General features: G+C 60.3%; 15 protein-coding genes. 9 read left to right on the forward strand and 6 right to left on the reverse strand.

Annotated features, from left to right (window positions below; genetic code table 11):
* Positions 1–2 precede the first annotated feature (2 nt).
* Positions 3–815, reverse strand: coding sequence for a hypothetical protein (locus tag H4684_RS13515; RefSeq protein WP_192624131.1), 813 nt, complete (start codon positions 813–815; stop codon positions 3–5).
* Positions 816–919: 104 nt separating this feature from the next.
* Between H4684_RS13515 and yihA the strand changes: the two genes are divergently transcribed.
* From yihA to H4684_RS13560, 9 genes are all read left to right on the forward strand, one after another.
* A complete protein-coding gene (gene yihA / locus H4684_RS13520; protein ID WP_092193780.1) occupies positions 920–1,516 on the forward strand; it encodes a ribosome biogenesis GTP-binding protein YihA/YsxC in 597 nt (198 codons plus the stop codon).
* A 183-nt stretch (positions 1,517–1,699) separates the two neighbouring features.
* A complete protein-coding gene (locus H4684_RS13525) occupies positions 1,700–4,495 on the forward strand; it encodes a monovalent cation/H+ antiporter subunit A (RefSeq protein WP_192624132.1) in 2,796 nt (931 codons plus the stop codon).
* The gene (locus H4684_RS13530; RefSeq protein ID WP_192624133.1) at positions 4,495–4,824 is read left to right on the forward strand and encodes a Na+/H+ antiporter subunit C; all 330 of its coding nucleotides are present in this window, start codon (positions 4,495–4,497) and stop codon (positions 4,822–4,824) included. The genes H4684_RS13525 and H4684_RS13530 overlap by 1 nt, the downstream gene beginning before the upstream one ends.
* Complete coding sequence (locus tag H4684_RS13535) at positions 4,821–6,317, forward strand: monovalent cation/H+ antiporter subunit D (RefSeq protein ID WP_192624134.1); 1,497 nt, start codon at positions 4,821–4,823, stop codon at positions 6,315–6,317. The genes H4684_RS13530 and H4684_RS13535 overlap by 4 nt, the downstream gene beginning before the upstream one ends.
* Positions 6,314–6,802, forward strand: coding sequence for a Na+/H+ antiporter subunit E (locus tag H4684_RS13540; RefSeq protein ID WP_192624135.1), 489 nt, complete (start codon positions 6,314–6,316; stop codon positions 6,800–6,802). The genes H4684_RS13535 and H4684_RS13540 overlap by 4 nt, the downstream gene beginning before the upstream one ends.
* Positions 6,796–7,065 carry a K+/H+ antiporter subunit F gene (locus H4684_RS13545; RefSeq protein ID WP_092193775.1) on the forward strand — a complete coding sequence of 90 codons (270 nt, stop codon included), beginning with the start codon at positions 6,796–6,798 and terminating at the stop codon, positions 7,063–7,065. Before H4684_RS13540 ends, H4684_RS13545 begins: the two co-directional genes overlap by 7 nt.
* A gap of 12 nt (positions 7,066–7,077) precedes the next feature.
* Positions 7,078–7,389 carry a Na+/H+ antiporter subunit G gene (locus H4684_RS13550; RefSeq protein WP_192624136.1) on the forward strand — a complete coding sequence of 104 codons (312 nt, stop codon included), beginning with the start codon at positions 7,078–7,080 and terminating at the stop codon, positions 7,387–7,389.
* A 196-nt stretch (positions 7,390–7,585) separates the two neighbouring features.
* Positions 7,586–8,212: a uracil phosphoribosyltransferase gene (gene upp / locus H4684_RS13555; protein WP_092193773.1), complete on the forward strand. Its 627-nt coding sequence runs from the start codon at positions 7,586–7,588 to the stop codon at positions 8,210–8,212.
* 9 nt (positions 8,213–8,221) lie between these two features.
* A complete protein-coding gene (locus tag H4684_RS13560) occupies positions 8,222–8,431 on the forward strand; it encodes a hypothetical protein (protein WP_192624137.1) in 210 nt (69 codons plus the stop codon).
* 77 nt (positions 8,432–8,508) lie between these two features.
* On the opposite strand, the gene hisA is transcribed toward H4684_RS13560, so the two are convergent.
* The 5 genes from hisA to tatB form a co-directional block, all read right to left on the reverse strand.
* Positions 8,509–9,240 (reverse strand): 1-(5-phosphoribosyl)-5-[(5-phosphoribosylamino)methylideneamino]imidazole-4-carboxamide isomerase, encoded by a 732-nt coding sequence (gene hisA / locus H4684_RS13565; RefSeq protein WP_192624138.1) that lies wholly within the window; start codon positions 9,238–9,240, stop codon positions 8,509–8,511.
* Positions 9,237–9,860 (reverse strand): hypothetical protein, encoded by a 624-nt coding sequence (locus H4684_RS13570; RefSeq protein ID WP_192624139.1) that lies wholly within the window; start codon positions 9,858–9,860, stop codon positions 9,237–9,239. The genes hisA and H4684_RS13570 overlap by 4 nt, the downstream gene beginning before the upstream one ends.
* Positions 9,857–10,447, reverse strand: coding sequence for an imidazoleglycerol-phosphate dehydratase HisB (gene hisB, locus H4684_RS13575; protein WP_092193770.1), 591 nt, complete (start codon positions 10,445–10,447; stop codon positions 9,857–9,859). The genes H4684_RS13570 and hisB overlap by 4 nt, the downstream gene beginning before the upstream one ends.
* 51 nt (positions 10,448–10,498) lie before the next feature.
* Complete coding sequence (gene tatC, locus H4684_RS13580; RefSeq protein ID WP_092193825.1) at positions 10,499–11,251, reverse strand: twin-arginine translocase subunit TatC; 753 nt, start codon at positions 11,249–11,251, stop codon at positions 10,499–10,501.
* 368 nt (positions 11,252–11,619) lie between these two features.
* Entirely contained in the window at positions 11,620–11,943 is a 324-nt protein-coding gene (gene tatB, locus H4684_RS13585) for a Sec-independent protein translocase protein TatB (protein WP_092193769.1), read from the reverse strand.
* Positions 11,944–11,962: the final 19 nt, after the last annotated feature.

Raw genomic sequence — 11,962 nt, forward strand, 5'->3', positions numbered from 1 at the left:
GATTATTTCTGCTCCGAAGGCTCGCTCACGGTATCGGAGTGCGGCGGCAGGACCACAACCGTGTCCGGCTCGTCCTGGGCGATGACGGCATCCGGGTCCAGGGCGGCGACATCGACGTTCATGAGAAAAATGCGATCTCCGGCCTCTACCTCGCGGTCGCTGACGATGATCTCAAGGTTGCACAACACGCCCGTAGCTCCGCCCTGCGCCTTGGGCAACGCCACGGTGTCCTGCATGAGTTGCTTGATTTCGGCCATGCCGATGATGCGGTAAAAGCTTGATCCAAGCTCCCCGACAGGTTCGGCGATGGTCACAAAGGACGGCAGGGATTCGGGCGTCGTCTGATAGAGCATGGCATAGAGCACATCATGCATGCCGGCGATATAGCGGTCCTCTTCCAGCGAGATGATCTGGCCTCCAAGGCTCAGGTCACCCACGAAACTGGCCGAGATCAGAAAGCTCTGAACCATGTCTCCGGTTTCCGGATCTCCCTGGGTGTTGAGCAGACCGCTCTGGGTGAAAGCACCGTCCATGCGCCCCAGCGGGGTCATCCCGGCCACGGGCACGATGACTATGTTCTTGTTCAGGATCTTGTTGAAGACCTTGACCAGACCTGCGTTCCTGGCCTCGGTCCAAACCCCGGTGTCGGCATCCACGTATTTGATCAGGTCCACTTCACTCAAACGCAATTCGACAGTGGCTTGTTCCTCGACCCGGATGGGTTCCTGGGCAGAATTGGCCGAAACCAACTTCACTTCCTTGGAACACCCTCCAAAGATAAAGACGGCGCTCAAGAGCACGAGCAACGCACGCATAGTATGCCTCCAATTAATTATTGATAACCAAGACAATTCTTTCTATCACTGCCTGATCAAAACGCATTTCGTCAAGAACCCTAGCCCCAGGAAATGGTAGTTTCATGCCCAGCACCGTAATTTTGGAAAAGACAATCTACACCATCGATCAATTGGGAGAAATGCCGCTTCCTCAACTCGCCCTTGCCGGACGATCCAATGTTGGAAAATCGTCCCTGCTGAACAAACTCACCGGCAGGAAAAATCTTGCGAAAATCAGTTCCACCCCCGGCAAAACCCGCAGCCTGAACTTTTACAGGGTCAGCCCGGAAGAATTCTATCTCGTTGATCTTCCGGGATACGGATATGCCCGTTGCTCCAAAACGGAACGTGAAAAATGGGCCACGCTCATCAACAGATACTTGAAAAACAACCCCCGCCTCTTTGGTGTAGTAGCCCTGCTTGATTCACGCCTCCCGCCCCAGGCCCTTGACATAGAGCTGATCACCTACATCAGGGCTCAAGGGATGGATGTATTCCCCGTGATGACCAAGGCCGACAAATGCAAGCAACCCGTACGGAGCGCAAATCAGACCGCATGGCAAAGACTCCTCGGAACGGAAAAGCCACCGCTGCTCATCTCCAGCCATTCCGGCATGAATATCGACAAACTCTGGCAATTCTTCCTTGATAAATTTTCCGCAGTGCAGCCTCACGAATAAGAATTTGTGCATGATTCAATACGAAATTATTTTGTGATTGAACAGTTTTTTATCCAACCCAACACCAAAAAAACATCTCGGAAAGACCTGCGCGCCATTTACCCGAAACAATGACGCAGGTTGACATGTTTTATTTCGCACTGTCCGGTTGACGCAGTCCGTTTTGAACATCTAAGCTCAGGCATGAACGTTCTCCTTCTCGTCCTGCTCCCCCTCCTGGGAGCCATGCTCCCGCCCCTGACCATTCGCTTCGGACGCGACGTCTGCACCTGGGCGGCCATGGCTGTCACCGCGTGCACCCTGATGCTGGCCGCGGTCCTGTTCATCCAGGCCCTTGAAGGCTCTCCCGCGTCCATGCATCTGCCCTGGCTGCACGGCATCGGGCTTGACCTGTCCCTGCGCATGGACGGCCTGGCCGCCCTGTTTGCATTGCTGGTGCCGGGCATCGGGCTGCTGGTCATCATCTATGCCCGCTACTATCTCTCGGAAAAGGATCCCATGGGTCGCCTCCATGGGCTGCTGCTCGTGTTCATGAGTTCCATGCTCGGCGTGGCGCTGTCCGACAACCTGATCCTGATGCTCATCTTCTGGGAGTCGACCTCGCTTTCCTCCTTTCTGCTCATTGGCTTCTGGCAACACCGCGCGGATGCCAGGCAGGGTGCGCGCATGGCCCTGATCGTCACAGGGGCGGGCGGCCTGGCCCTGCTGGCCGGGTTTCTGCTTCTGGGACAGATGGCCGGGACATTCCGAATTTCCGAGATTCTGGCACAAGGCGACCACATCCGCGCCCATTCGCTCTACGTCCCGACGCTCATGCTCATCCTGATCGGCGCTTTCACCAAGTCGGCGCAGTTTCCGTTCCATTTCTGGCTGCCAAAGGCCATGGCCGCGCCCACGCCCATCAGCGCCTATCTGCACTCCGCCACCATGGTCAAAGCCGGCGTCTTCCTACTGGCCAGACTCTACCCTGTCCTGTCAGGCACGGACCTCTGGTTCTTCACCGTGAGCGGCGTAGGTCTGACCACGCTGCTCATGGGCGCCTATGCCGCCATCTTCCAGCATGACCTGAAAGGACTCCTGGCCTACTCGACCATCAGCCACCTCGGCCTCATCGTGCTTCTCTTCGGACTGGACACGCCGCTGGCTGCCGTGGCCGGAGTGTTCCACATCATCAACCACGCTACCTTCAAGGCCTCCCTGTTCATGGCCGCAGGCATCATCGACCACGAAACCGGAACCCGCGACATGCGCCGCCTGAACGGGCTCTGGAAATACATGCCCCACACCGCGGCCCTGGCCATGATCGCGGCCGCCGCCATGGCCGGTGTTCCGCTCCTGAACGGCTTTCTGTCCAAGGAGATGTTTTTTGCCGAAACCCTGCACGTTCACCTGCTCGGCCCCGCTTGGATGCTCCTTCCGGCCGCCGCGACCCTGGCCGGAATCTTCGCCGTGGCCTATTCCGCCCGCTTCATTCACGACGTCTTCTTCAACGGGGCGCCCCGTGATCTACCCAGGTTTCCGCCGCACGAACCGCCGCGCTTCATGAAGATTCCGGTGGAGATCCTGGCCGGAGCGTGCCTGCTGGTGGGCATCCTGCCCGCCCTGACCGTGGGTCCGCTGCTGGATCTGGCCGCCACCAGCGTGACGGGTGAAACCTTGCCGCCCTACAGCCTGGCCATATGGCACGGCTTTAACACACCGCTGCTGATGAGCCTCGTCGCCCTTGGAGGCGGGTTTGCCGTCTACGCAATGCGGCGCAGGCTCTTCGCCCTGCACGAGCGCCTGCCCCTTGCTCCCGATGCTGCCGCTCTCTTCCATGCCGCCGAGGAAGCCCTGATCCGATGCGCACGCGCCTTCCTGCACGGCTTGGACAACGGCTCCCTGCAACGCTCGGCGGCCCTGCTCCTGGGCGTGGCGGCCCTGGTCATGATTCTGCCCCTCGCCGGTCCTGCCATCAGCGGCCCGCTCCCTCTCACCCCCATCGACGGCCCGTCTCTCATGGGCGCGCTGCTGCTCATTGCCGCCGGTCTGCTGACCGTGCTCTGGCACGAACACCGCCTGTCCGCGATCATGGCCCTAAGCGTTGTCGGCCTGCTCGTGGCCTTGGTCTTCGTGCGTTTCTCCGCTCCGGACCTGGCCCTGACCCAGCTCAGCGTCGAGGTGGTGACCATCATGCTTCTGCTGCTGGCCCTCTTTTTCATTCCCCGGCGTCACAAACCGCGATCCCGCCCATCCGGACGCTTCAGGGATATTGTCCTGTCCACGGGCATCGGGGCCGGATGCGGACTGCTGGCCTGGGGCATGCTGACCCGCCCCCTTGACTCCATCTCCACATTTTTCATGGAGCAGAGCATACCCGGCGGTGGCGGAGCCAATGTGGTCAACGTCATTCTGGTGGATTTTCGCGGCTTCGACACCCTGGGCGAAGTCACGGTCCTGGCCGTGGCCGCCGTCGGCATCTTCGCCATGCTCGACAATCTGCGTCTGCCGATCCCGGCGCACGACCAGGACGGCCGCCCCTGGGCCGCCGAGCCGCATCCACTCATCCTGTCGCAGACGACCCGTTTCCTGCTGCCACTTGCCCTTTTGGTCTCGGTCTTCCTGTTCCTGCGCGGGCACAATGCGCCCGGGGGCGGCTTCATCGCGGGCCTGGTCACGGCAGTGGCTCTCATTCTGCAATACATGGCCAACGGCACCGCCTGGACCCAGCGGCAGTGGCGGCTGCCCTTCCATCCGCTCATCGCCGTCGGCGTGCTCGTGGCCGCCGCCACCGGAGCCGCCAGCCTGCTTGCAGGCCATCCCTTCCTGACCTCCACCTTCGGCCATGTCAGCCTGCCCATTGTCGGAAAATTCGAGCTGGCCAGCGCCATGCTTTTCGACCTGGGCGTTTTTCTGACCGTCGTCGGGGTGATCATGCTCATCCTGGCCAATCTGGGCAAGCTGACCAGGCGCAAAATTCGCCCCGCAAGGATACGCTGATGGAAGCCCTCGCCGCCCTGATCATCGCCGTTCTCATCGGTTGCGGGACGTACCTGACGCTATGCGCCCGGACCTTCTCCGTGGTTCTCGGGCTCTCGCTCATGTCCTACGCGGTCAACCTCTTCCTCTTTTTCAGCGGCCGTCTGGTCACCGGTGCACCGCCTCTGGCCACAAACATCGGAGCCACGGCCGACCCCTTGCCCCAGGCGCTGGTCCTGACCGCCATCGTCATCGGTTTCGGCATGACCGCCTTCGTGGTCATCCTGGCCTTGCGCGCCCTTGGAGAGCTGGGCACCGACCAGGTCGACGGAGAGGACGAAAAACCATGAACCATCTGATCATGATCCCCCTGCTCCTGCCGCTGGCCGCCGGCATGACGAACCTTCTGCTGGTGCGCAAAGGCATCGGCCCACAGCGCCTTGTCTCCGTCCTGACGGCCTGCGGGCTGCTCGCGGCGACCCTGCTTTTACTGGTCAGGGCCGAAACCGGGCACATCGACACATACGAACTCGGCAACTGGCCCGCGCCCTTCGGCATAATCCTGGTGCTCGACAGGCTGAGCGCCCTCATGCTTGTCCTGACCGCCTTCCTGACCCTGCCTGTCCTGCTCCATGCCTGTAGCGGCGACGACAAGCTCGGACGTGATTTTCACGTCATCTTCCCGTTGCAGATCATGGGCTTAAACGGTGCGTTCCTGACCGGCGACCTCTTCAACCTTTTCGTCTTCTTCGAAATACTGCTCATTGCGTCCTATTGCCTGGCGCTGCACGGCCTGGGCCCCGAGCGCACGCGAAACGCCCTGCGCTACGTGGTCCTGAACCTCATCGGCTCAAGTCTTTTCCTCATCGCCCTCGGCACCCTCTATGGAGTCTGCGGCACCCTGAACATGGCCGACCTCGCGCTCAAGGTGGCCGGCAGCACTCCGGATCAGGCCCCGCTGCTGCGCGCCGCCGGCTTGCTTCTTCTGGCCGTGTTCGGGTTCAAGGCCGCCATCCTGCCCCTCTTCCTGTGGCTGCCCGGCCTTTACGCCGCCGTACTGCCCTCGGTGGCAGCACTTTTCGCCATCATGACCAAGGTTGGCGTCTATGCCATCCTGCGCACCCAGTCGCTCATCTTCACAAACCACGGTCCCGTTCCCGAAGCGGCAGGGCTGCTCTTTCCCGTGGCCCTTGCGACACTGGCCGCCGGATCGCTGTGCGTCCTCGGCAGCAGGCGCCTGCGGGTGCTTCTGGCCTGGCTGGTCATCGTTTCCGTCGGCACCCTGCTGGCAGGCATCGGCCTGTGGAACGTGGCCGGGATAAGCGCGAGCCTCTATTATCTGCCGCACTCAACCCTGGTCACCGCCGGACTCTTTTTGCTCGCCGATCATCTGGCGCGCCAGCGCGGACCGGCGGGGGACGTGCTTGAGTCAGGCCCTACCATGTCTCGCCCGAATCTGCTGGGATCGCTTTTTCTCCTTGGCGCCATGGCCATCGCCGGGCTACCCCCGCTGTCCGGATTCATCGGCAAACTGCTGCTCCTCAATGCCGCGCAGGCTCCTATTGCAGCCTGGCTCTGGCCTGTCGTCCTTGGCGGCAGTCTCATAGGAATCATCGCGCTGGGCCGATGCGGAAGCGTACTCTTCTGGAAGACCCAGGGCGATCCTCTATCCGGCCCCCCGGTGTCATGGCTGCGGCTCGCACCCGCCGCCACGCTGCTCCTGACCGCCGTGGCACTGTCGGTCATGGCGGGTCCCGTCACCACATACACCGACGCCGCGGCCGAACAGCTCCTTGCTCCGGACAGCTACATCAACGCCGTTCTCGGCAGGGGAACCCCATGAAAAGATGGCTGCCACAACCCATGTTCAGCCTGTTCCTGCTGCTGATCTGGCTTCTGCTCGTGAATTCGGCGGCTCCCGGGCAGATTGTCCTCGGAGCGCTGCTCGCCGTGACCATACCGCTGTTCACGATCAGGTTCTGGCCCGATCAACCGTGCATGCGCCGCCCGCTTACCCTCATCGTCTATCTGGCCGTTTTTTTCTGGGACATCGTCGTCGCCAACCTGACCGTGGCCCGCCTCATACTCGGCCCGACAGGGAGGCTGCGGCCAGCGTTCATCCGCCTGCCCCTGGACCTGAAAAACGATTTCGCCATCACCCTGCTGGCCCACACCATATCCCTCACTCCGGGCACCGTTTCCGCGCAAGTGGCGGAGGATCGGCGCAGCCTGCTCATTCACGTCCTGGACCTCGATGATGAAGCCCTGCTCGTGAACCGCATCAAACAGCGCTACGAAGCGCCCCTGAAGGAGATCTTCCCATGCTGACCACTGCCATCACGGTGGCCTTTTTCTGCATAGCCGCCGCCCTGACGCTCAATTTCTGGAGACTCTTTGCCGGGCCGACCCTTCCGGACCGCATCCTGGCCCTGGACACCATGGCCATCAACACCATCGCCCTTTTGATCCTGCTGGGCATCCATCAGAACCTGACCGAATATTTCGAGGCAGCCCTGCTCATCGCCATGATGGGCTTCATCGGAACCGTGGCCCTGTGCAAATACCTGTTGCGCGGCGACATCATCGAATAGGAGTTGCCAGACATGCTCAGTGAAGCGCTCATCTCCCTCTTTCTGCTCATCGGAGGAGCTTTCGCCCTGATCGGCTCCATCGGGTTGGCCCGCCTGCCCGACCTTTTCACCCGGCTGCACGGACCGACCAAGGCCACGACGCTGGGTGTCGGCGGCATCCTGATCGCATCGGTCCTGCACTTCAGCGGACAGGAGCATGCCTTGAGCCTGCACGAGCTGCTCATCACCCTCTTTCTTTTCGCCACCGCCCCGGTCAGCGCCTATCTCATTGCCCGATCGGCACTGCACCTGCGCGGCCCGGACGGGCCCAAGGACGACTCTTGAAATTTGGCGACAAGCAGGAATGTCCGAAATACGATTCCCAAGTTCAATGGAAATCGCCGTGCGGTGCTCAGGCATGGCTTGGTTTGAAGCTTCCAAACGTCGTCTTGACCGGACCGGAGGGGAAGAATAGGTAGAGGCACATTTTTCAAGCAGCCCAGCGCACCAATCTTTTCGACCATGGCAAGGAGAGACTCACATGGCAGTATTCGTGGCGGATCATCCACTCATCAAGCACAAGCTCGGACTCATGCGCAAGCATGATATCAGTACCAAGAATTTCCGGGAACTCGCTTCCGAAGTCGCCAGACTGCTGACATACGAGGCCACCAAGGACCTGGAGACAGAAAAAAAGACCGCGCAGGGATGGGCCGGGCCCGTCGAGGTGGACGTGATCAAGGGCAAGAAGATCACCGTCGTGCCGATCCTGCGCGCCGGACTCGGCATGCAGGACGGCGTGCTTGACCTGATCCCCGGCGCCAAGGTCAGCGTCGTCGGTTTCTACCGCAACGAGGAGACCCTCCAGCCCGTGGAATATTACGTGAAGCTGGCCAAGAACATAAGCAAGCGCATGGCCCTCATCCTTGACCCCATGCTCGCCACGGGCGGCACCCTGGACGCCACCATCCGCTGCCTGAAGAACGCAGGCTGCACCAGCATCCGCGGCCTCTTTCTGGTCGCGGCTCCCGAAGGGCTGAAGCGGATCACCGAAGCGCACCCCGATGTGGATATCTACGTCGCAGCCGTTGACGAACGCCTGAACGAAAACGGGTATATCCTGCCCGGCCTGGGCGACGCCGGGGACAAAATCTTTGGCACCAAATAGGAGGCTAACGTGATTTCCGACAAACTCATGGACGAACTGTCAGGGGAGATCGAGAGAACCCTCAAGGCCATGGCCAAGGCCAAGACCCCCGAGGAAAAGCTGACCTACAGCATGACCGTCAAGAACTTGTGTCAATCGATGGGCGTGTTCCTCCAGGCGGCCGCCGACTACATGGAATACGCAGACGGCAACGACGAGGATTTCGAAAGACCGTTCTGATCATCCCCGAGCACTTTGCAACAAAAAACGCCCGATCATCCGACCGGGCGTTTTTTGTCATCTGAAGGCTGAAAATGCTAGTTCTGGGCAGCGAGCCAGTCCAGGGCGGCTTTGAGATCAAGGCTCCCGGCATAGATCGCCTTGCCTGTGATGACTCCGGCCAGACCTTTCTCACGCAAGGGATGAACGGCCTGCACGTCTTCAAGAGTGGAGATGCCTCCGGCGATGAGCACGGGTCTGTCCGTCATGGCCAGCAGGGCTTCAAGGGCCGGGATGTTCACCCCGGACTGCATCCCGTCGCGGCTTATGTCGGTGTAGATGAAAAAAGCGGCGCCCGCTGCCTCAAGTTCGGGGACGACATCCGCCACGGTCTTGTCCGCATCCTCGACCCAGCCCTTGGTCTTGAGCCTGCCGTCGCGGGCGTCGAGGGAAACCCCGATGCGACCTGGGTAGACTTGGCAGAGTTCGCTGAACAATTCGGGATCTTCCAGCGCAACGGTGCCGATGATCAGGCGCGTCACCCCGGCTTCAAGATATTTGCCCGCGATCTCGACGCTTCGAATTCCACCGCCGAGCTGTACCGGGATGGAAACCGCCGAACACAACTCGCGAATCAGGTCCATGTTACGAGGAGTCCCACTGAATGCGCCATCAAGATCGATGACATGCAGCCATCTGGTACCCGCCTCCACCCACTGCCTGGCCATGGCCACCGGATCGTCGGAAAAAATCGTGACCTGATCCTCGACACCCTGCCGCAAGCGCACGCACTTGCCATCTTTTATGTCAACTGCCGGAAATATATTCATAAACCAAGAACCCTCGTCCCTTCTTCCAAAGCTTCGGCCGCTATTTCAAGCGGCGTGATCCAGCGTCCCTTGCGTTTGAAGAAACGCCCTCCCTTGAGCAGATTTTCGGCCAATCCCTGCTGCTCCTCTTCAAAATGATAGCGCCGCACTTCACTGGTGGCCATGTTGATCAGGAAAAGATCCAGGGTCACGCCGGCAGGACGGGTCACGCCCCATTCGCCGCCGTCGCGCTCCTGCCAGCGGGAAACAAAAGGCACGAGCAGAAAATCCGCCTTGATGCAGGTTCCCACATTCTTCCAGTAGTCAAGGGGCTCGAAACGCGGTCTTTCCTTGCCGGCCTGGACGATCTCCTCGCACTGCCTGACCGTGGCCGCGTGCATGACCGTGCGCGCCTCGCTTTTATCCAGAATGGCGGCCAGGTTGTCGTCCAGGGAATCCAATACCTCTTCAGAAATGACCGAAACCTCATCCGGCAGTACACCGGCCATGAGTTCCCAGTCATGCTGCGCATGGACAAAATGAGCCACGGCCAGGGTGGCCTTGGGCTCGACGGCGGGCCAGTGCGCGGTGCCCGCGCAGGCCGTACATAAAAATAGCAAAGCCGGAATGATGTATCTCATGAGTCAAGACCTCCTTTGGTGCTGAGCACGTCTTCGCGTTCCACGCGCACGGCCTGACGCAGGGCCAGGCCGAGTCCCTTGAATACCGATTCCAGCAGATGGTGCCCGTTTTGTCCGTAAAGCATGCGCACGTGCAGGTTCATGCCCGCCTTGGACGCCAGGGATTTCAGAAATTCACGCCACAGATCCTTTTCCTCTCCGGCGATAACGGCCGGCAGGACATTTTCCTCGTACACCAGATAGGACCGTCCCGAAAGGTCGAGACAGACCTCGGTCAGGGCTTCGTCCATGGGAACCTTCGCACATCCGACCCGGGCGATGCCCCGGCGCTCTCCAAGGGCCATGCTCAAGGCGTTGCCAAGGCACAAGCCGATGTCCTCCAGAGAGTGATGCGCGTCTATATGCAGATCGCCCTTGCAGGAAATCTCAAGATCGAAACCGGCCCAATGGCCCAAAAGATCAAGCATGTGGTCGGCGAATCCGAACCCTGTTTGCACCGAGCAGACGCCCTTTCCGTCGAGATTGACGACCACGGAAATCCGGGTTTCCCGGGTCTCCCGATCGATACGGCCTGTACGAGGATGCATAACGTCTCCTTGCAGTGAAAAAAGGCCGGGCTATGAAGCCCGGCCCTGGTTTTATCCCTTGGCTTCCGCCGTCGCGTCATCTTCCGCCGGGGACTCTTTTCGCTTCTTGCCGAACGCATAGGCCACCCAGATGCCTATCTCGTACAGAATGCACAGCGGCCCGGCCATCAGCGTTTGGGAGACAACGTCCGGCGGAGTGAGCACTGCGGCCACGACGAAACTCCCCAATATGGCGAATTTACGATATTTGCGCAGGGTCTGGTGCGTCACGATCCCAAGGATCGAAAGGAAGAACATGAAGAGTGGCAACTCGAAAATAAACCCGAACGCAAAAAGCATGCTGGTCGAAAAGCTGAAATACTCCCTGACCGAGGGCATGGGCTTGATGACATCCGAAGCATAACCCAGAAAAAACTGAAAACCAAACGGGAATACCACATAATACCCGAATAGAGCCCCGGACACAAAACAAAGGGCCGAACACAAGGCTATGGGGATCATGTATTTTCGCTCCCCTTCGTAGAGACCGGGAGCGATGAACATCCAGAGCTGATAGAAAATGTACGGACTGGCCACGAAAAGTCCGGCGATGGCCGCGACCTTGAGGTGGGTGAAGAAGGCCTCGGGCAGACCAGTGTAGATAAGCGAACCGCCGGAAGGTTCGAGCAGCGTGATAAGCGGCTGCATGAGCATCATGAAGAGCTGCTCGGCAAACGCATAACAGACCAGAAGGCCCACGAACGCCGCGATGATGCAGCGCACCAGACGCACCCGAAGCTCATTCAGGTGCTCGGTGAACGTCATCTCATGCACGGGCTCTTCTTCTTCGGGCTCGGCCTTGGCCTCGGCCTCGGCGACGCCCCCATCGCCCTTGGGCGCGATGTCGGAGGTGCTTTCAGCCGCGTCCCCGCTGTCCTGAGCCTCCGGCGAGAGAGGTTCGGGGTCGGCGGAATCTTCCGACGGCGAATCCTCCGTCGGCCGAGAAGCGCCATCCTCAGCTTCGTCCGAAGCCACGGCGTCCCCCAAGTCCAGACCGGGGGCGTGCCCTTTGTCGGAGGAATCGTTCAGAACGGGGTCTTCAGCCGTACCCTCGCCCTGATTCAGGGAAGACGTCCCTTCCGATTCAGCGCCGGCTTCGTCTTCGATCCTGTCCCGATCCGTGCGCTCCTCGCTCATGCCTTGTCCTTCTCGTTCTCCGTGGCCTTCACGGTGGGTTGCTCGGCAGGCTGATCGGGAGCAGGAGCCGCCGCGGCCTCTGGCTCGGCAGTGGCCGCGGTTTCAGGAAAAAGCTCCTTCTTGGCCTGTTCCGTCTTCACTTTCTGCTCGGACTGCTCGGCTTCCATTTCGATGGTCCGCTTCACATCGGTGCTGACTCGCCGGAATTCACCCAGGGCCTTGCCCAGGGACTTGGCCATTTCCGGCAGCTTGGCAGGCCCGATGACGATCAGGGCGACTATGAGAATAACTATAAGTTCCGTGGACCCAATTCCAAACATAGGTTCATCTCCGTGAGAG

It is taken from the genome of Desulfomicrobium macestii (genome assembly GCF_014873765.1).
Classification (GTDB): domain Bacteria; phylum Desulfobacterota; class Desulfovibrionia; order Desulfovibrionales; family Desulfomicrobiaceae; genus Desulfomicrobium; species Desulfomicrobium macestii.